Origin of the sequence: Plantibacter lichenum (genome assembly GCF_050587525.1) — a bacterium.
GTDB lineage: Bacteria > Actinomycetota > Actinomycetes > Actinomycetales > Microbacteriaceae > Plantibacter.
This window is the reverse complement of the sequence record NZ_JBOBFT010000008.1, coordinates 1-18,361: the sequence shown is the minus strand read 5'-3', so window position 1 is coordinate 18,361 and position 18,361 is coordinate 1. Positions and strand designations below refer to the sequence as shown.

Genomic DNA, 18,361 nt, shown 5'->3' with positions numbered 1-18,361 from the left:
ACCGGTCCCCCGGCGGGTAGATTGGAACCGTGAGTGCCACCAGAGTGTTCGTCGCCAGGCTCGCCGGGTGCACCGTCTTCGACCCCGCGGGCGACCGTGTGGGCAAGGTGCGTGACGTGTTGGTCGTCTATCGCACTGCGAAACCCCCTCGGGTGGTGGGTCTCATCGTCGAGATCCCCGGGAAACGCAGGGTCTTCGTCTCGATCGGCCGGGTCACGAGCATCGGCAGCGGCCAGATCATCACGACCGGCCTCATCAACGTGCGCCGCTTCGAACAACGCGGCGGCGAGGTCCGTGTGATCGCGGAGCTCTTCGGTCGTCGCGTCGTGTTCCGCAACGGTTCCGGCGAGGCCTCGATCGAGGACGTCGCGATCGCGGAGAAGGGCCCGGGCGAGTGGGAGGTCGAGCAGCTGTTCGTCCGCCGCCCCAAGACGAGCGCGTCCCTCTTCGCCAAGGGCAGCACGACATTCGCCTCGTGGAGCGAGATCAGAGAGGAGCAGGAGGCCGGTGAGGCGCAGTCCGCCGAACAGCTCATCGCGACCTACGCGGACCTGAAGCCGGCCGACCTCGCCAGCACCCTCCTCGACCTCCCCCAGGACCGGATGATCGAGGTCGCCGAGGAACTCTCCGACGACCGCCTCGCCGATGCCCTCGAGGAGATGCCGGAGAGCGATCAGGTCAACATCCTCGCGCGCCTCGACGACGACCGGGCGGCGGACGTCCTCGACCAGATGCAGCCGGACGACGCAGCAGACCTCATCGCACAGCTTCCCGAGGACCGTGGCGAGCACCTCCTCGAGCTCATGGAGCCGGAGGAGGCGGAAGACGTCCGGATGCTGCTGCGCTTCGACCCGGAGACCGCCGGTGGGCTCATGACGACCGAGCCCATCATCCTGTCGGCCGATGCCACCGTCGCGGAGGCGCTCGCGTCCATCCGCCGGTCGGAGCTCGCCCCGGCCCTCGCGGCCGGCGTCTGCATCACCTTGCCGCCCTACGAGTCCCCCACGGGCCGGTTCCTCGGCATGGTGCACTTCCAGCGGATGCTCAGGTACCCGCCCCATGAACGCCTCGGCACGCTCCTCGACCAGAGTCTCGACCCCGCGCGCGTCGACACCTCGGCCGCCGAGGTCTCCCGCATCCTCGCGAGCTACAACCTCGTCCAGGTGCCCGTCGTCGACGAGGCGCACCGACTCCTCGGGGTGGTGACGATTGACGATGTGCTCGACTATCTGCTCCCCGACGACTGGCGAAGTATCGACGAGAACGACGAACAGGTAGCGCATTCACCGCAGAGGAGGACAGGTCATGGCACGAGGTAACCGCGCAGAAGTCCGGCTCGACGCCCCCAAGGGCCTCCGCGGCGGGGCGCGCTCCGGTCGTTCCCGCGGCTCCGACGACCGCTTCGGTCGGTTCACCGAGTGGATCGCCCGTGCGATGGGCACGCCCTGGTTCCTCTTCGGCCTCACGATGTTCGTCATCGCGTGGATGGCGTGGAACAGTCTCGGCCCCGAGTCCCTGCGGTTCGACTCCGTCGACCTCGGCTTCATCGCCCTGACCCTCGTGCTCTCCTTGCAGGCCTCCTACGCCGCTCCCCTGATCCTGCTCGCGCAGAACCGTCAGGACGACCGCGACCGCGTGCAGATCGAGCAGGACCGTCAGCGCGCCGAGCGCAACCTGGCCGACACCGAGTACCTCGCCCGCGAGGTCGTCGCCCTGCGCCTCTCACTCAAGGACATGGCGTCGAAGGACTTCATCCGCGCGGAACTGCGCTCCCTCCTCGAAGAACTCGAACGCGACAAGGCCGAGGAGGCTGGGGCGGAGGATCGGCGTGGCTGAACCGACTGCGTCCGCGGCTGCCGACGCGGTCCGGGTGTCGCTCGGGCGCGTCGTGGATCCGGAGATCCGCCGACCCATCACCGAGCTCGACATGGTCGGCGATGTCACCGTCTCCGCCGACGGCATCGCCTCGGTCGTCATCAAACTGACGATCGTCGGTTGTCCCGCCGCGACGACGATCGAACGTGATGTCCGCGAAGCGACGCTATCCACATCCGGCGTGACCGGCGCGGACATCGACGTCCAGGTGATGTCCGTCGCCGAACGCCAGGCGCTCACGGAGCGGCTCCGCGGCGGCAGAGCGGCGAGGACTGTGCAGTTCGGTGGGGACTCGCTCACCCGCGTCTACGCGATCACGAGCGGCAAGGGCGGCGTCGGCAAATCGACGATCACCGCGAACCTCGCGGTCGCACTCGCCGCGAAGGGCCTCCGCGTCGGACTCGTCGACGCCGACGTGCACGGCTTCTCCATCCCCGGCCTCTTGGGCCTCACCGTGAAGGGCGTCACGACCAAGCCGACGCAGGTCGACGACATGATCCTCCCGCCCGTCGCCCACGACGTGAAGGTCATCTCGATCGGCATGTTCCTCGACCAGTCCGAGGGCGGGGCGTCCGGCGCCGTCGCCTGGCGCGGGCCGATGCTGCATCGCACGATCCAGCAGTTCCTCACGGACGTGTACTTCGGCGATCTCGACGTGCTCCTCCTCGATCTGCCCCCGGGGACGGGCGACGTCGCGATCTCGGTGGGTCAGCTGCTCCCGGGTGCGGAGGTCATCGTCGTCACGACCCCGCAGCCCGCTGCCGCCGAGGTCGCGGAGCGCAGCGGCATCGTCGCTCGGCAGACCGGTCAGAGCGTCTACGGCGTCATCGAGAACATGGCGGGGATGGCCCAGCCCGACGGCTCGGTGCTCTCGCTGTTCGGAGAGGGCGGCGGCCAGGAGGTCGCCGACCGGCTGTCCGTCGGCCAGGAGCTTCCCGTCCCGCTCCTCGCGAGCGTTCCGCTCAGCATCGGCCTCCGCACGGGCGGCGACGACGGCCTCCCCGTGGTGCTCGGCCATCCGGAGGACCCCGCGGCCATGGCGATCCAGCGCGTCGCGGACCGACTCGCCACCCGGAGACGCGGCCTCGCCGGCCTGAAGCTCGGCGTCACCACCCGCTGAGTCGCGTCCTGGGCCACCGCCGCGCCGCCGCATCACGGCTCGACTTCAGGGTTCGACGAGCCTCGCGATGAGCTCGATGAGCAGCCGTTCGGCGATGTTCGACGGCACGGCTTCGATGAGGGCGAGCAGCGGCGCCATCTCGGACGGCATCGCACCACCGGCGCCGACCCCCAGCCGTTCGAGCAGCAGCCACGACGTCGCGCTATCGAGCGCTTCGGGCAGTGGTGCACCGCCGAGCGAAGCGCTCAAGCCTGCGAGCACCGCCTCCGGTTCGATCCGTGGAACGCCGCGCACCTCGTCGGCCGCCGCGATGAGCGCGGCGCCGAGCGGCTCGAGCACCTGCTCCGTCACGGGCGTGACCGTGAGGTGGGTCGTGTGCGGCAATCGTGTGCCGTCGCCCTGGATGAGACCCGGCTGCGATTGGATGAGCCAGCCGGACCGTTTGACGCGATCGGCCCAGTGATGCGGATCGACCCGGCGGTCCGGCGGCACGTCCTCGTCCGCGCAGACGGCGAACAGCGGCCCGGTCGGATCCCCGAGCACCCGGAGCCCGTCGATGCCGGAGACGAGCTCCTCGAGGGCGTCCGTGGCCCGGTGCGCGGCACCGACGAGCGTCGCGTAGCCCGTGTCGCCGAGGGCCTGGACGATCGCCCACGCCGCGGCGAGCGCGCCCGCCGATTTTGAGCCGAGCAGCGTCGGATTGACCACGGGGTACCCCGGCCAGTTCGAGAGCGCGAAGTACTGGTGCCGCTGCCGATCGCGGCCTCGCTGCAGGAGCACGGAGGCGCCTTTCGGCGAGTACCCGTACTTGTGGACGTCGGCCGAGATGCTCGTCACGCCACGGACGCGGAAGTCCCAGGCGGGCAGGGTTCGGTCGTCGCCGTCCGCGCGAGACACATCCCACCAGGGCAGCGCGAAGCCGCCGATGCACGCGTCGACGTGCAGGGCGATCCCGCGTTCCGCGCACGCGGCGGCGACCTCCTCGATCGGATCGAGCGCCGCGAACGGATAGCCGGGCGCGGAGCACACCACGAGCGCGACCCGGTCAGACAGTCGCGAGACGAGCGCGTCTGCGGTGAGGGTTCCCGTCGCCGCATCGACCGGCACGAGGTCGAGTTCGAGGCCGAAGGCCCATGCGGCCTTGTGGAAGGCGGCGTGCACGGTCGAGGGGGCGAGGAGCACGGGGGTCCCGGTCCCGCCCGCCGCTCGCCACACGTCGCGTGCGGTCTTCACCGCGAGCAGGCAGCTCTCCGTGCCGCCGCTCGTCACCGACCCGACGACCTCGGTGTCCGGGCCCGTGCCGTCACTCGGGACGTCGTCCCCGTCCACCGCTCTCCCGTGCAGCATCGCCCGCACGAACCAGACGATGTCCCGCTCCATCGCGGCGACCGAGGGGAACGTCGTCGGGTCGAGACCGTTGACCGACTGCACCGCGAGCATCGCCGAGGCCGCCAATTCGTCGAGCTCCGCGACACCCGGGTCGTACACGTAGGACAGCACGTGCCCGCCGTGGGTCGGCGCGTCGCGCTCTCGCAGGGTCGCCAATTCGGCGAGGACCTCAGACGGTAGGCGTTCGAACATCGATGTCGTCCTTTCGCAGACGGTACCTCGAGAGGCTCACGAGGCTGATGAGGACGAGGGCGGCCGGCAGGACGCTGAAGGAGAGGACGATGCCCGACACCGCTTCGGGAGGCTGCACGACGTCCACCCCGGCGGTCCGGACGAGGTATCCGGTGAGCGCCAGCACCACCGTGAGCAGGGTCGCTCCGAGCGCCATGCCGGTCGTCTCCCCCGCCGTCCACACGCCGCCGAACGATCCTGCCGATCCCGTTCCGTGCGTGGCGGCATCGTGCGTGATGACGTCCGGCAGCATCGCCATCGGGAGCGATTGCATTCCCGCGTAGCACGCGCCGGCGACAGCGACCGAGACGTAGAGCCAGGGACCTGGCGCCCACAGCAGGCCTGTGAGCGAGAGCGCGGCGACGGCGAAGACGGTGCTCGCGATGAAGAACCCGCGCTCCTTGCCGATGCGACGGGCGACCGCGCCCCACACGGGCGCGAACACGAACGCCGGTGCGATGAGCGCGAGGAACAGGAGGGTGACCGCGTCCTCGGAGTGCAGGACCCAGGTGGCGACGTAGTTCGCGGTCGCGAGCATGACCCCCGTCGCGAGTCCCTGCAGCAGGAAGGTGAGGAGGAGCGCACGGAACGGCTGGCTGCGGCGGAGGACCGCGATGCCCGTGCGGTAGTGATCGGCGATCCCTGCCTTCGTGGGCTGCATGTCAGACGGCGAGGTCGGCGCGCCCTTCGGCGCAACGGTCGCGGAGATGATCATGCCGCCGCCGATGACGGCGCCCGCGACGACCGCCATGATCGCATAGCCCTGGTGGGCGTCCGAACCCGCGCTGCGGAGGATCGGTCCGCCTGCACCGAACAGCAGGATCGCGAAGGTGAGGACCACGACGCGCCAGGTGAGGAGCCGCGTCCGCGCATCGTAGTCCTGCACGAGTTCCGCAGGCAGCGCGATGTATGGCACCTGGAACAGGCTGAACGCCGTCGCGCACAGGACGAATGCGACCATCACCCAGATCGCAGCAGCGATGGCCGGCGTGCCGACGGGGACGAGGAAAGTCAGCACGAAGAACACGGGCAGTGCGATGGCGCCCATGAGCATGAATCGTCGCCGCGAACCGGTGTGCGCGAGGCTGCGATCGCTCCTGGCCCCGATGACCGGGTCGATGAGGACGTCCCAGATCTTCGCGATCGTGACCACGAGACCCGCGAGCAGTGCCGAAACCCCGAGCGTGTCCGTCAGGTAGTAGACGAGCACGAGCCCCGGCAGCGTGGCGAACCCTCCCGTGCCGATCGAGCCGATGGCATACCGCGCCATGGTCCCGGCGGGGATCTTCGTGCGTGCCGGGATCGACCCAGGCGTCCGCTCCATCGCGTCCATGAACGCAGTGTAGCTGGGCGAGCCCGAGATGACGGTTGCCCCGCACGGGAGGCGGTGGCAGGCTCGGACTGATCCCGCCGCCGGGCTGACGACGGGCGAAACGGACGGAGCACGACATGGGACTGATCCACATCGACCTCTTCTCGACGCTCGACGGCGTCGCCCAGGCGCCAGGCGGACCGGACGAGGATCCGAGCGGCGGCTTCACCTACGGCGGCTGGCAGGCGCCGCTCATCGATCCAGTTGCCGGAGAGCAGGTCGCCGAGGGGATGGTGGGGATGGACGCGCTCCTCCTCGGGCGCCGAACCTACGACATCTTCGCCGCGTACTGGCCGAACATCGAGGAGGAGGGCCCTGACGGCGGCATCGCGCGCCTGTTCAACAGCATTCCGAAGTACGTCGCCTCGCGTCAGGAGCTCACGCTCGACTGGACCGGGTCGACACAGCTCGGCACGGACGTCGTGTCCGAGGTCCGCGCGTTGCGCGACCGGCATGAGCACGTGCACGTCATCGGCAGCCTCGACTTCGTGCAGACGCTCCTGTCCGAGCGGTTGTTCGATCGGCTCAACCTCTGGGTGCATCCGATCCTGCTCGGCGACGGCAAGAAGGTCTTCGCGGGCGGCGCGGTCCCGACGAACCTCACGCTCCTCGAGCCCGTCGTCGTCTCCGGGAAGGGCACGATCATGCAGCGCTACGCCCTCGCGGAGGGAACCCCCGCCGTGGGAGACATGACGACCGACCCCCACTGAGCTGTTTTCACAATTCAGGAAGTTCCGCACAATTCAGGACGATCCGGGGCGACACACCGCTCGATCGTCCTGAATTCTGAAAATCGTCCTGAATTCTGCAACCCGGTGGGCGAGCGGGGCGGACGAACGGGCTAGGTCGCCTCTGCGTCGAACGGCGGCACCACGGTCTCGCCAGCTGCGATGCGCTTCTGCCGGTCCGCCGACGACTGCGTGACGGACGGCGCGCCGACGACTGCGGGAACGGCGAGAGCGGCATCGTCTGCAGGCGCTTCGCCGATCGCGGCCGTCGGGGTCGCCGCGGCTGCCGCGACCGCCTGGGACGGCGAGTCGTCGAGCAGAGCTTCGCGGATGATGCGACGCGGGTCGTACTGGCGGGGGTCGAGTTTCTTCCAGTCGACGTCGTCGAACTCGGGACCCATCTCCTCGCGCATCCGGTCCTTGGCGCCCGTCGCCATGTCACGGACGGTCCGCACGAGACGCCCGAGTTGCGCTGCATAGTGCGGCAGCCGATCGGGGCCCAGCAGGAACACGGCAATGACCCCGATGATGAGGAGTTTGTCGAAGGTCAGACCGAACACGAGATCAGACTACAGCGCGAGCCTCGCCAGGAACGAACCTTCCAGCACCTACGCTGTGAGACGGAGGAATGCACCGTGTCTGAACAAGATCTCAACTGGAAGTACGTGGGCGACATCGTCGTGGAGAACGACGTCATCGCATCCGCGCGCGCCCATGCCCACGAACTCGGCGTCGAGCCGATTTCCGCGGCCGTCGGCGCCCAGTCGGCCGTCGTCGCTGCGGCGACCGCCGCCGAGCACATCGTCGAGATCGGCACGGGTACCGGCGTCTCCGGCCTGTGGCTGCTCCGCGGCGCGACGAACGCCATCCTCACGTCGATCGACACCGAGGTCGTCCATCAACAGCACGCGAAGAACGCGTTCTCGGACGCCGGCATCGCGCCCAACCGCATCCGCCTCATCACAGGCCGCGCGCTCGACGTGCTGCCGCGGATGAACGAGAACTCCTACGATCTCGTCTTCGTCGACGCGGATGCCGCATCGGTCATCGAGTACGTCGAGCACGGGCTGCGCCTCGCGCGCCCGGGTGGAACGGTTCTCGTCCCCCACGCGCTCTGGAAGGGGCGCGTCGCCGATCCTGCGCAGCGCGATGACACGACCGTCCTGTTCCGCACGCTCGTGCAGGAGATCTCCGCATCCGATGCCGTCGTCAGCGCGGTCTCAGCGGTGGGCGACGGTCTGCTGCAGATCACGAAGCTCGGCGTCTAACCAGCCACGGGTCGCTCCGCGGCGGCGAACCCTGCCCTGGGGTCATTCGACACGCGGGCGGTTCGGCACGCAGGCTGGCAGGCACGCAAGTGGGCCGGCACGCCGATGACAGGGCCACGCGCGCACGACGAATCAGCGGCCGTGACGACCGCTGTTCAGCGCGTTCCGTTGGCGAGCGCGCCCCACGACTCGAGAAGCCGCGCGCTCGGGCACAACGAAACGTGCCAGGAGAGGGTGGTGCAGCCGGTGTGTGGCCCGCGCCGAAGCGCAGGCCACACCGGTCAGTGATGTGGCGGGAGCTGAATCAGCTTCCGGCCACCACACCTGCGAGTGCATCGTGGAGCTCTTTCGCCTCGGCGTCGTTGACCGACACCACGAGACGTCCGCCGCCCTCAAGCGGCACTCGCACGATGATGAGCCGACCCTCCTTCACGGCCTCCATTGGCCCGTCTCCGGTGCGTGGCTTCATTGCTGCCATGCGAGTCCCCTCTCATATTGTGACTGTTCCCCATTATCCTGCATCGGAGTGCCGGACAATAATCGATGACGCGGCGCGGCAGATCACGGGATGGTCCAGTACGCGTTCGCGAGCCCGTACATCACGTAGATCCAGACCCATTGCAGAGCGAGGCTCACGACCACGACACTCACGCGATAGGCGCGATTCCGGGGCACCGCGATCGCCCCGAGCGCCGGGAAGATCGGGACGAGGAGCCGGAACACGCTCGTCTGCGGAAAGAACACCGCGAAGAGGTAGAGCAGGTAGCTCGCGATCCAGAAGCGGAGGTCGCTGCCGAGTCGCTTGACGGGCGGAGAGAACAACGCGGCAATCGTTGCCACGAGCAACAGAGCGACGATGATGTACCCCGCGGGCTTCCCGAACCAGAACGCACCGCTCTGGAACCACGCCGTGAACGGGACGAGCGGCCCGAAGCCGATGAACGCGGCGCGCCAGGCGAGTTCCGTCTGCAGGTAGGCGTCGGGCTGGCCCGTGGCGACGCCCGCGATGACCATCCATGCGAAGCCGCTGACGGTCGCGACGAACCCGACGGCGAGCACCAGCAGGATCTGGGAGGCCGGGAACGGATCCTGTTTGCGACGCACGATGCGGAGGATGAAGTGGCACCCCATGAGGAGGGCGAATGCGAGAACGCCCGGACGTGTGAACGCCATGACCGGGACGACGAGGAGGAGCCACGCGTAGCGGCGGCGCAGCAGCAGGAGCAGCGCGAGCGTGAGCAGCAGCATGAACATCGACTCGGCGTACGCGACCTGGAACAGCGGGCTGAGCGGTGCGATGCAGAGGAGGAGGACCGCGAACATCGCCGTACTGCCATGGAAGCGCATGCGCATCAGCCGGTAGAAGAGGAGTGCGGTGCCGAGTCCGCAGAGGACGGAGACGAGCACTGCGGCTGCCGGCCACGGGAGGAATGTCACAACGGACAACGCTTTCGCGACCGCCGAGTAGACGGGCATGAACGCCCACGCGCTCTCCGCAACGTGGCCCGTGGCATCGAGCGGCAGTGTTGCCGGATAGCCGTAGCTCGCGATCCACCAGTACCACTGGCCGTCCCACCCGACCGCGAGCGTGCCGAGGTCGGGGAATGCGCCGAACCGGGATCCGGTGCCCTGCATGAAGCTGGCGGCGAGGAACATCGCCGTGGTCACGAGGCGGGCGAGCCCGTAGACGATGACGACGCGGCCCCACCACGGGAGCCGCAGCCAGTGACGAGCCACGGAGGCGCGCGGCGGTTCGATCACTCGATCGTCCTCGACGCCTGGCGTCGTCCGCGGCCGGTCGGCCCCCACGCGCCCTACTCCCCCGAGCCGCTCAACCAGGCGCGCAGTCCGCGCTCGCATTCGACGATCTGCGCGGTCGCGACGCGTTCATCGTCGGCGTGCGCCTTGATCGGATCGCCGGGGCCGTAGTTGACCGCTGGAACGCCGAGTGCGGAGAAGCGGGCGACGTCGGTCCAGCCGTACTTGGGTTTCGCCTCGCCGCCGACCGCTGCGAGGAAGTCCCTCGCGATCGGGGCGTCCAGGCCTGGGCGAGCGCCCTCGGCGAGGTCGACGACGGTGACGTCGAAACCGTCGAACAGCTCGCGGACATGGGCGATCGCCTCCTCGCCGGTGCGGCTGGGCGCGAAGCGGTAGTTGACGTGCACCATGACCTCGTCGGGGATGACGTTGCCGGCGACGCCGCCCGTGATCCCGACGGCGTTCAGGCCCTCACGGTAGACGAGGCCGTCGACCTCGACCGATCGTGGTTCGTACGCGGCGAGGGTCGCGAGGGCCGGCGCGATGCCGTGGATCGCGTTGACGCCGACCCACGCTCGAGCGGAGTGGGCGCGGGTGCCATGCGCACGGACCTCGACGCGGAGTGTGCCGTTGCAGCCGCCTTCGACGGCCGAGTTGCTCGGTTCTCCGAGGATCGCGAAATCGCCGTCGAAGAGTTCGGGGCTGTTCCGCGCGAGCCGACCGAGGCCGTTCTTGTCGGAGGAGACCTCTTCGCCGTCGTACCACATCCAGGTCACATCGATCACGGGTGCCACGAGCTCCGCCGCGAGCTTCAGCTGCACGGCCACACCGGACTTCATGTCGACGGTCCCGCGGCCCCAGAGGTGCTCTGCGCCGTCGAACTCCTCGTAACGGCTCGGGAGGTTGTCGTTCACCGGGACCGTGTCGATGTGACCGGCGATGATGACGCGCTGCCCACGTCCCAGCTTGGTCGAGGCCACGACCGTGTCGCCGTCGCGGACGATCTCGAGGTGGTCGAACCCTGCGAGCGCCGCTTCGATCGCATCGGCGAGCGGCGTCTCGTTGCCGGACACCGATTCGATGTCGCACAGCGCTCTCGTGAGTTCCACGGACGATGCGGTCAGGTCGAGCACGGGGCGTTCGTCTGGCATGGCTCAAGTGTATTGGCCGCTACCCTGGGAGCATGACCGCTGCGCCCTCCGAAACCACTCGTCCGACGCATGCCTGGGGCTACGGGCTCGCCACCGTCGCAAGCGACGGCACCGTGCTCGACACCTGGTATCCCGAGCCCCGCCTGGGATCGATCCCCGCCGGTCGCGACCGCTGGATCGCCCCCGCCGAACTCGAGGCGCTCGCGACCGACGATGCCCGCCGTGGCGTGCGCGTCGACATCGTGACCGTCGAGATCGACCTCGAAGCCGGCCCGGCCACCACCTCGGACGCGTACCTGCGCCTCCACCTCCTCAGCCACCTCCTCGTGGCGCCGAACACGATCAACCTCGACGGGATCTTCGCGCACCTGCCGAATGTCGTCTGGACGAACGCCGGCCCCGTGCTCCCCGCCGACTTCGACCGACTGCGCCCGTCGCTTCTTCGTCACGGCATCCACGCGACCGGCATCGACAAGTTCCCGCGCCTGCTCGACTACGTGACGCCGGACAAGGTGCGGATCGCCGACGCGTCGCGCGTCCGCCTCGGTGCGCACCTCGCGCCCGGGACCACCGTGATGCACGAGGGCTTCGTCAACTTCAACGCCGGCACCCTCGGGGCCTCGATGGTCGAGGGCCGGATCTCGCAGGGCGTCGTCGTCGACGACGGCAGCGACATCGGCGGCGGCGCCTCCATCATGGGCACCCTGTCCGGTGGCGGCACGCAGCGGGTCTCGATCGGCAAGCGCGCGCTGCTCGGCGCGAACTCCGGCATCGGCATCTCGATCGGCGACGACACCGTCGTCGAGGCCGGGCTGTATGTCACGGCTGGCACGAAGGTCGTCCTCGCGGGCACCGCGGCACGCGCCGAGGGCGGACCGCAGACCGTCAAGGCCGTCGACCTGTCCGGGGTCGCGAACCTGCTGTTCCGCCGCAACTCGCTCACGGGCGCGGTCGAGGTCCTCCCCCGCTCCGGCAGCGGTGTGGAGCTCAACGCCGCGCTGCACGCCTGAGCGATACGCCGACCAGGACACCCTTCGACAAGCTCAGGGACCGGGAGCTCCGGGCACTGAGCGCCTCCGGTCGCTGAGCCCGTCCGGTCGCTGAGCCCGTCCGGTCGCTGAGCCCGTCCGGTCGCTGAGCCCGTCCGGTCGCTGAGCCTGTCCGGTCGCTGAGCCTGTCGAAGCGCACGAACACAGAACGGCCCGCAGTCCGAGGACTGCGGGCCGTTCTGTCGTTCCGGACGACTAGCGCGTGGGGAACTGACGTTCAGCGGAGCCCGTGTACAGCTGCTGCGGGCGTCCGATCTTCGTCTGCGGGTCGAGGTTCATCTCACGCCAGTGCGCGATCCAGCCGGGCAGGCGACCGATCGCGAACAGCACCGTGAACATACGGGTGGGGAAGCCCATCGCCTTGTAGATGACGCCCGTGTAGAAGTCGACGTTCGGGTAGAGCCTGCGCTCCTTGAAGTAGTCGTCTTCGAGCGCGATCTGCTCGAGCTCCTGCGCCAGATCGAGCAGCGGATCCTTCACGCCGAGTGCGGCGAGGACCTCACCGGCGCTCTCCTTGACGAGCTTGGCGCGCGGGTCGTAGTTCTTGTAGACGCGGTGACCGAAGCCCATGAGCTTCACACCGTCTTCCTTATTCTTGACGCGGTCGACGAAGCGCTGGACGCCCTCACCCGACTCCTGGATGCGGCCGAGCATCTGCAGAACGGCCTCGTTGGCGCCGCCGTGGAGCGGGCCGGAGAGGGCATTGATGCCCGCGGAGACCGACGCGTACAGGTTGGCGCCCGTGGAACCCACGAGGCGGACCGTGGACGTCGAAGCGTTCTGCTCGTGGTCGGCGTGCAGGATGAGCAGCAGGTCGAGCGCCTTCGAGAGGACGGGGTCGATCTCGTACGGCTCCGCGAGGTTGCCGAAGTTCAGCTTCAGGAAGTTGTCGACGAAGCTCAGCGAGTTGTCCGGGTAGAGGAACGCCTGCCCGACCGACTTCTTGTGCGCGTACGCAGCGATGACGGGGAGCTTCGCAAGGAGGCGCACCGTGGTCAGCTCGACGTGCTCCGGGTCGTGCGTGTTCGCATCGGACTCGTAGTACGTGGACATGGCCTGCAGCGCGCTCGACAGGACCGCCATCGGGTGGGCCGTGTGCGGCAGCGCGGAGAAGAAGCGCTTCAGGTCCTCGTGGAGCAGCGTGTGGCGACGGATCTTCTCATCGAACCCGCCGAGCTCATCGGCCGTGGGCAGCTCACCGTAGATGAGCAGCCAGGCGACCTCAAGGAACGTCGAGCCCTTCGCGAGCTGTTCGATGGGGTACCCGCGGTATCGCAGGATGCCCTGGTCGCCGTCGATGTAGGTGATGGCGGACTTGGTGGCCGCCGTGTTGACGAATCCGTAGTCGACGGTCGTGAGACCGGTCTGCCTCGTCAACGAGGAGATGTCGATGCTGGATGCGCCCTGGGTGCTGCTCTGGATCGGGAAATCGGCTGTGCCCCCCGGATGACTCAGGGTGACTTTCTGCGTCTCGGTGGAAGCCTGGTTCTCGACGTCGCCCACGGCGCCTCCTCATATCTTTGTGCGATAGGAACTCGGTATGTGCCATCGTGTGCGACGGCGCTGCCGCTTACAGCCTAAACCGCTCCAGCACCAACTGCTGTTTCCCACAGCAATCGGGGAACTCGGTTGGAGCTAACCTCGAACCTCTGCGAGGCTGCGGAGCCGATCGGCCGCTGCGGTGATCCGTTCGTCGGTCGCTGTGAGCGAGAGACGGACGTGCTCGGGGTAGGCGTCGCCGTAGAACAGGCCGGGGCCGGCGAGGATGCCGATGCTCGCGAGCCGTTCGATCGTCTCCCACGCGGGTCGTCCTTCGGTGATCCAGAGGTAGAGTCCCGCTTCGCTGCGGTCGATGCGGAAACCCGCTTCGACCACGGCCGGCACGAGGACGTCGCGGCGCCTGCGGTACCGCTCCTTCTGTTCGACGACGTGCGCGTCATCGCCGAGGGCGACGACCATGGCGGCCTGCAGCGGCGCGGGCAGCATGAGCCCGGCGTGCTTGCGCACGGTGACGAGTCGCTGCACGAGACCTGCGTCGCCGGCCGCGAACGCCGCACGGTAGCCCGCGAGGTTCGACTGTTTACTCAAGGAGTAGATCGACAGCACGCCCGTATGGTCGCCGTCGGTCACGCGCGGGTCCAGGACGGACGGAACAGCCGTGTGGACCCATTCGGCGTCCCAACCGAGCTCCGCGTAGCATTCGTCGCCCACGATCACGGCACCGAGTTCACGGGCGCGTTCGACCGCTCGGCGCAGCGCCTCCACGGAGAGGACGCGGCCGTCGGGGTTGCCCGGACTGTTGAGCCAGACGAGCCTGGTCGACTCCGGCCATTCGGCGGGGTCGTCGGACGGGAACGCGGTCGCGCCGGCGATCGCGGCGCCGACGGCATAGGTCGGATACGCCGCGACGGGGTGCACGACGGTGTCGCCCTCCCCCAGTCCCAACAGGAACGCGAGCAGCGCGACGAGTTCCTTCGACCCGATCGTCGGCAGCACCGACTCAGGGGTCAGCCCGCTGACTCCTCGACGACGCTCGAACCAATCGACGATGGCGGCGCGGAGCGCCGGGGTGCCGATCGTCGCCGGGTACGCGTGCGCGTCGGTCGCCTCGGCGAGTGCTTCACGAATGATCGCGGGCGTCTCGTCGACCGGCGAGCCGATCGACAGGTCGACGATGCCGCCCTCGTGGCGACGAGCCTGCTCGGCGAACGGGACCATGAGGTCCCACGGGTAGTCGGGCAGCGACTGCAGCGCCACGCGTCAGCCGTTGACCTGGGGCGGGAGCGCGGAGATGACGGGGTGATCGGACTTGATCACGCCGACCTTGGCCGCGCCGCCGGGCGATCCGATCTCGTCGAAGAACTCCACGTTGGCCTTGTAGTAGTCGGCCCATTCCTCGGGGAGGTCGTCCTCGTAGTAGATGGCTTCGACGGGGCAGACCGGCTCGCACGCACCGCAGTCGACGCATTCGTCGGGGTGGATGTAGAGCGAGCGTTCACCCTCGTAGATGCAGTCGACGGGACATTCGTCGATGCACGCGCGGTCCTTGACGTCCACGCACGGCAGGGCGATCACATAGGTCACTGGTCTCGAGGTCCCTTCACGAACTCTGGTCGATCAAGTCTACGCCCGGTCGGAGGGCGCGAACTCCGCTCCGTCGCCCACCGGTGTCGTGGGTCGCGGGGCTTCCGGGCGCACCGGCAGCTTCGGCCAGGCGAGCACGAGCACGGCGACGAGCGACGGCGCGATCGTCCAGATGAGCCCTGTGATCCCCTGGGGGATGAGCACGGAACCGCCGGAGCTGGGGAGGGTGAAGAGCCCGATGACGATGAGCATGCCGAGTGCGGCGGCCGCGACGGCGAGGCGGTCGCCGAGCACGATGCGGAGCCCCGTCAGGAGTCCGGCGATGCCGAGGACGCCGAGGATGAGGCCGAGGGGAACGGAGACACCGAGGACGACAGGAGTCCAGCCGTGCGCGACGGTGCCGATGCAGCCGTAGACGACGCCGACGATGAGCGACAGCACGATGCCCGTGACGCGGGATCCGACCGTCGTCTCGCGCGGTTCGTCATCGGCCCGGCGCTGCGAGGACCAGGTGCCCTCCGGCGACGCGTCCGGATCGGACTGGGCACCGACACCGTCCGGAGCGAGCCCCGCGTACTCGCCGTACCGGGGCGCCGGCGGGGCCGCAGGCTGGTCGCTCGGCTGGGCTGGCTGTACGGGGTCGGTCATGCGCCGATTCTAACTGGACACCATTGGAACCACCGGGTAGTGTCGAGTCGATAAGGCAAGCCTTACCAACTTCAGCCGTATTCCGCTCGCGATGCGATCCCGCAGCGAGCAGCCACCTCCCCGCAGCGACGGCCACCCCATGGCGACCGGCACTCGAACACGCCCGAAGGTCATCCACTTGCTCGCTAACTACCTCATCGGCCTCCGCGAAGGACTCGAAGCCGGCCTCATCGTCGGCATCCTCATCGCCTACCTCAACAAGCTCGGCCGACGCGACGTCCTGCCCCGGCTCTGGATCGGCATCGCGGTCGCCGTCCTCGTGTCCCTCGGCACCGGTGCGATCCTCACTTGGGGCCCCTACGGCCTGAGCTTCCAAGCGCAGGAGATCCTCGGAGGCTCGCTCTCCATCCTCGCCGTCGTCCTCGTCACCTGGATGATCTTCTGGATGGGCCGCAACGCCCGCGAGCTGAAGCACGACCTCCAGTCACGACTCGACGTGGCCGTCGCCGGCAGCGCCATCGGCATCGTCCTCCTCGGCTTCGTCAGCGTCGGGCGCGAAGGCATCGAGACGGCCCTCTTCATCTGGGCGAGCGTCAATTCCGGTGCGAACGCGACCCTCGGCACGATCGGCGCGTTCCTCGGCATCCTGACCTCCGTCGTGATCTCGTACCTGATCTACCGGGGCTTCGTACGGATCAACCTCGGCACCTTCTTCACCTGGACCGGGCTCTTCCTCATCGTCGTCGCTGCAGGCGTCCTCGCCTACGGCGTCGGCGACCTCCAGGAGGCCGGCGTCATTCCGGGCCACAACCACGCCGCATTCGACATCAGCCACATCGTCCCGCCCACGAGCTGGTACGGCACCGTGCTGGGCGGCGTCTTCAACTTCACACCGGCACCCACCTGGGCGCAGTTCATCGCCTGGGTCGCGTACCTCGTCATCACGCTCGCATGCTTCCTCCGCACCATCCGCAGGAAGCGCCCGAGCACCGCAGCGGCATCGGTTCCGAACAGCACGGAACCAGCGGCAGCGGACCGATGACCCCTCAGACACCCACCCCACCCACAACAGGAGCATCCATGCAGAAACGTCTACTGACCGGCCTCGCCGGCGCCGGGGTCCTCGCCCTCGCGCTGACCGGCTGCGTCCCCAACAACGCCGGCGGCGAAGCACTCACCGTCGACATCGCGGACGACAGCTGCGCCGTGTCGGCGAAGACGACCTCGGCCGGAGCCGTGACGTTCACGATCACCAACACGGGCACCGACGTCAACGAGTTCGAGATCCTCGCAGAGGACAAGCTCCGCATCGTCGGGGAGAAGGAGAACGTGACCCCCGGTCAGACCGTCTCCTACGTCGCACAGCTCCAGCCGGGCACCTACTACACGGCGTGCAAGTTCCAGCTCGTCGGTGCACCGATCGGCCTCGCCGAGTTCACCGTCACGGGCAAGGCCCCCGAGGTTTCCGCCGACGACAAGGCGCTCACGAAGCAGGCCGTCACGAACTACGTCGCCTACGTGAAGTCGCAGGTCGCCGAGCTCATCCCGCAGGTCAAGGCCTTCACCGACGCCTACGCCGCCGGCGACGACGAGACCGCACGCCAGCTCTTCGCGACGACCCGCGTCTCCTACGAGCGCATCGAGCCCACCGCCGAGGCGTTCGGCGACCTCGACCCGAAGATCGACTACCGCGAGGTCGACGCCGTCGCCGAGGGCCTCTCGTGGACCGGCTTCCACCGCATCGAGAAGGATCTGTGGCCGCCGGCTGCCGGGGCCCTCAACTCGGACGGCACGAGCGCGACCCTCGACTGGGCTCCCTCCACGCCTGACGAGCGCAAGACCTACGCCGACGGCCTCGTCACCGACACCCAGACCCTCTTCGACCTCGTGTCGAAGAAGGACTTCAGCGTGAGCCTCGGCGACATCAGCAATGGCGCGATCGGTCTCCTCGACGAGGTCGCGAAGGGCAAGATCACGGGTGAAGAGGACTGGTGGTCGCACACCGACCTCTACGACTTCGCCGCGAACGTGCAGGGCGCAGAGGTCGCTTTCGGCAACGTGCAGGACATCGCGTCGGGCAAGGGCGCAGAGGGTGAGAAGCTCGTGAAGCAGATCTCCACCGAGTTCGCCTCCCTCCAGGCCCTGCTCGCCAAGTACGGCAGCCTCGAGTCCTCGTTCGTCTCGTACGACACCGTGACGGAGGCGCAGCGCAAGGAGCTGTCCGACCAGGTCAACGCACTGGCCGAGCCGCTCTCGAAGCTGACGCACACCGTCCTCGGCGTCGCCAAGCAGTAACGGTTCCGCGCACCGGGCGGGGTCGGACGCATCGTCCACCCCGCCCGTTCGCGGTTCGCTCCTTCTCCTGGGCCGTCCTGACGCGTTCGCGAGGACTGTCCGGCCTTCCTTCTCCGACCTCCCTCCGTGCGCGGCCCGCCTTCCGGGCCATGGTCGGTCGATCCACAACAGTCCTTCAGCGAAAGTGCGAGAGCATGGACACGATGAGCGAGCAGCCAGGCGAACAGCCCCAGTCCACGGGTGGCACGTCTGCCGCAACCCCGGCATCCGCGTCCAGCGCTGACGGCATCGCGGCTCAGCCCGACGTCGCAGCCCACGCGGGCGCAGCCCCCGCCACGCCCGCCGCACCGGCTCCGACGCGGGGCCTCTCCCGGCGTGGTCTGTTCGGACTCG

At 68.6% G+C, this 18,361-nt stretch carries 19 protein-coding genes; 9 read left to right on the top strand and 10 right to left on the bottom strand.

Annotated elements, in window-relative coordinates:
• The first annotated feature begins 29 nt into the window (after window positions 1–29).
• From ACQ3HB_RS12025 to ACQ3HB_RS12015, 3 genes are read left to right on the top strand one after another with little or no spacing between them, the layout of a single operon-like run.
• Entirely contained in the window at window positions 30–1,319 is a 1,290-nt protein-coding gene (locus ACQ3HB_RS12025; RefSeq protein WP_430920297.1) for a magnesium transporter MgtE N-terminal domain-containing protein, read from the top strand.
• A complete protein-coding gene (locus ACQ3HB_RS12020) occupies window positions 1,306–1,836 on the top strand; it encodes a DUF1003 domain-containing protein (protein ID WP_430920296.1) in 531 nt (176 codons plus the stop codon). Before ACQ3HB_RS12025 ends, ACQ3HB_RS12020 begins: the two co-directional genes overlap by 14 nt.
• A complete protein-coding gene (locus tag ACQ3HB_RS12015) occupies window positions 1,829–2,995 on the top strand; it encodes an Mrp/NBP35 family ATP-binding protein (protein WP_430920295.1) in 1,167 nt (388 codons plus the stop codon). Before ACQ3HB_RS12020 ends, ACQ3HB_RS12015 begins: the two co-directional genes overlap by 8 nt.
• Before the next feature lie 45 nt (window positions 2,996–3,040).
• Here the strand turns inward: ACQ3HB_RS12015 and ACQ3HB_RS12010 are convergent, their stop codons facing one another.
• Together ACQ3HB_RS12010 and ACQ3HB_RS12005 are read right to left on the bottom strand one after the other, a co-directional pair.
• Window positions 3,041–4,576 carry a pyridoxal phosphate-dependent decarboxylase family protein gene (locus ACQ3HB_RS12010; RefSeq protein ID WP_430920294.1) on the bottom strand — a complete coding sequence of 512 codons (1,536 nt, stop codon included), beginning with the start codon at window positions 4,574–4,576 and terminating at the stop codon, window positions 3,041–3,043.
• Complete coding sequence (locus tag ACQ3HB_RS12005; RefSeq protein ID WP_430920507.1) at window positions 4,554–5,939, bottom strand: MFS transporter; 1,386 nt, start codon at window positions 5,937–5,939, stop codon at window positions 4,554–4,556. The genes ACQ3HB_RS12010 and ACQ3HB_RS12005 overlap by 23 nt, the downstream gene beginning before the upstream one ends.
• A 125-nt stretch (window positions 5,940–6,064) precedes the next feature.
• On the opposite strand from ACQ3HB_RS12005, the gene ACQ3HB_RS12000 reads away from it, so the two are divergent.
• Window positions 6,065–6,697 carry a dihydrofolate reductase family protein gene (locus ACQ3HB_RS12000; protein WP_430920293.1) on the top strand — a complete coding sequence of 211 codons (633 nt, stop codon included), beginning with the start codon at window positions 6,065–6,067 and terminating at the stop codon, window positions 6,695–6,697.
• Between the two features lie 131 nt (window positions 6,698–6,828).
• On the opposite strand, the gene ACQ3HB_RS11995 is transcribed toward ACQ3HB_RS12000, so the two are convergent.
• Entirely contained in the window at window positions 6,829–7,275 is a 447-nt protein-coding gene (locus tag ACQ3HB_RS11995) for a twin-arginine translocase TatA/TatE family subunit (protein ID WP_430920292.1), read from the bottom strand.
• A 75-nt stretch (window positions 7,276–7,350) separates the two neighbouring features.
• Here ACQ3HB_RS11995 and ACQ3HB_RS11990 point away from each other — a divergent pair, with 75 nt between their 5' ends.
• Entirely contained in the window at window positions 7,351–7,983 is a 633-nt protein-coding gene (locus ACQ3HB_RS11990) for an O-methyltransferase (protein WP_430920291.1), read from the top strand.
• Window positions 7,984–8,287: 304 nt separating this feature from the next.
• On the opposite strand, the gene ACQ3HB_RS11985 is transcribed toward ACQ3HB_RS11990, so the two are convergent.
• From ACQ3HB_RS11985 to dapE, 3 genes are all read right to left on the bottom strand, one after another.
• On the bottom strand, window positions 8,288–8,461 hold the full coding sequence (locus ACQ3HB_RS11985) for a DUF3117 domain-containing protein (protein ID WP_422779431.1): 174 nt from the start codon (window positions 8,459–8,461) through the stop codon (window positions 8,288–8,290).
• Between the two features lie 83 nt (window positions 8,462–8,544).
• Window positions 8,545–9,744: a hypothetical protein gene (locus ACQ3HB_RS11980; protein WP_430920290.1), complete on the bottom strand. Its 1,200-nt coding sequence runs from the start codon at window positions 9,742–9,744 to the stop codon at window positions 8,545–8,547.
• A 53-nt stretch (window positions 9,745–9,797) separates the two neighbouring features.
• On the bottom strand, window positions 9,798–10,892 hold the full coding sequence (dapE, locus tag ACQ3HB_RS11975) for a succinyl-diaminopimelate desuccinylase (RefSeq protein ID WP_430920289.1): 1,095 nt from the start codon (window positions 10,890–10,892) through the stop codon (window positions 9,798–9,800).
• Between the two features lie 32 nt (window positions 10,893–10,924).
• Between dapE and dapD the strand changes: the two genes are divergently transcribed.
• Window positions 10,925–11,902, top strand: a complete 978-nt coding sequence (dapD, locus tag ACQ3HB_RS11970) for a 2,3,4,5-tetrahydropyridine-2,6-dicarboxylate N-succinyltransferase (RefSeq protein WP_430920288.1) — start codon at window positions 10,925–10,927, stop codon at window positions 11,900–11,902.
• Between the two features lie 234 nt (window positions 11,903–12,136).
• Here dapD and ACQ3HB_RS11965 read toward each other — a convergent pair whose 3' ends face one another.
• The 4 genes from ACQ3HB_RS11965 to ACQ3HB_RS11950 all read right to left on the bottom strand — a co-directional run bounded on the left by ACQ3HB_RS11965 (window position 12,137) and on the right by ACQ3HB_RS11950 (window position 15,673).
• The gene (locus ACQ3HB_RS11965; RefSeq protein ID WP_430920287.1) at window positions 12,137–13,444 is read right to left on the bottom strand and encodes a citrate synthase; all 1,308 of its coding nucleotides are present in this window, start codon (window positions 13,442–13,444) and stop codon (window positions 12,137–12,139) included.
• A gap of 132 nt (window positions 13,445–13,576) precedes the next feature.
• Entirely contained in the window at window positions 13,577–14,698 is a 1,122-nt protein-coding gene (gene dapC / locus ACQ3HB_RS11960; RefSeq protein ID WP_430920286.1) for a succinyldiaminopimelate transaminase, read from the bottom strand.
• 3 nt (window positions 14,699–14,701) lie between these two features.
• Complete coding sequence (gene fdxA / locus ACQ3HB_RS11955) at window positions 14,702–15,025, bottom strand: ferredoxin (protein WP_430920285.1); 324 nt, start codon at window positions 15,023–15,025, stop codon at window positions 14,702–14,704.
• A 39-nt stretch (window positions 15,026–15,064) separates the two neighbouring features.
• Window positions 15,065–15,673 carry a DUF6113 family protein gene (locus ACQ3HB_RS11950; RefSeq protein ID WP_430920284.1) on the bottom strand — a complete coding sequence of 203 codons (609 nt, stop codon included), beginning with the start codon at window positions 15,671–15,673 and terminating at the stop codon, window positions 15,065–15,067.
• Window positions 15,674–15,851: 178 nt separating this feature from the next.
• Here ACQ3HB_RS11950 and efeU point away from each other — a divergent pair, with 178 nt between their 5' ends.
• The 3 genes from efeU to ACQ3HB_RS11935 all read left to right on the top strand — a co-directional run.
• On the top strand, window positions 15,852–16,715 hold the full coding sequence (efeU, locus tag ACQ3HB_RS11945; RefSeq protein ID WP_430920283.1) for an iron uptake transporter permease EfeU: 864 nt from the start codon (window positions 15,852–15,854) through the stop codon (window positions 16,713–16,715).
• Between the two features lie 38 nt (window positions 16,716–16,753).
• The gene (efeO, locus tag ACQ3HB_RS11940) at window positions 16,754–17,968 is read left to right on the top strand and encodes an iron uptake system protein EfeO (RefSeq protein WP_430920282.1); all 1,215 of its coding nucleotides are present in this window, start codon (window positions 16,754–16,756) and stop codon (window positions 17,966–17,968) included.
• Window positions 17,969–18,171: 203 nt separating this feature from the next.
• Window positions 18,172–18,361: hypothetical protein (locus tag ACQ3HB_RS11935; protein ID WP_430920281.1), on the top strand; the 190-nt coding region annotated here is incomplete at its 3' end.

Bases quoted from the DNA above. Each gene is read 5' to 3' on its own strand.
- ACQ3HB_RS11985 (WP_422779431.1), bottom strand. From the start codon at position 8,461: ATGGCAGCAATGAAGCCACGCACCGGAGACGGGCCAATGGAGGCCGTG.
- efeO (WP_430920282.1), top strand. From the start codon at position 16,754: ATGCAGAAACGTCTACTGACCGGCCTCGCCGGCGCCGGGGTCCTCGCC.
- dapE (WP_430920289.1), bottom strand. From the start codon at position 10,892: ATGCCAGACGAACGCCCCGTGCTCGACCTGACCGCATCGTCCGTGGAA.
- ACQ3HB_RS12020 (WP_430920296.1), top strand. From the start codon at position 1,306: ATGGCACGAGGTAACCGCGCAGAAGTCCGGCTCGACGCCCCCAAGGGC.
- ACQ3HB_RS12010 (WP_430920294.1), bottom strand. From the start codon at position 4,576: ATGTTCGAACGCCTACCGTCTGAGGTCCTCGCCGAATTGGCGACCCTG.
- ACQ3HB_RS12000 (WP_430920293.1), top strand. From the start codon at position 6,065: ATGGGACTGATCCACATCGACCTCTTCTCGACGCTCGACGGCGTCGCC.
- ACQ3HB_RS11950 (WP_430920284.1), bottom strand. From the start codon at position 15,673: ATGACCGACCCCGTACAGCCAGCCCAGCCGAGCGACCAGCCTGCGGCC.
- dapD (WP_430920288.1), top strand. From the start codon at position 10,925: ATGACCGCTGCGCCCTCCGAAACCACTCGTCCGACGCATGCCTGGGGC.
- ACQ3HB_RS12005 (WP_430920507.1), bottom strand. From the start codon at position 5,939: ATGGAGCGGACGCCTGGGTCGATCCCGGCACGCACGAAGATCCCCGCC.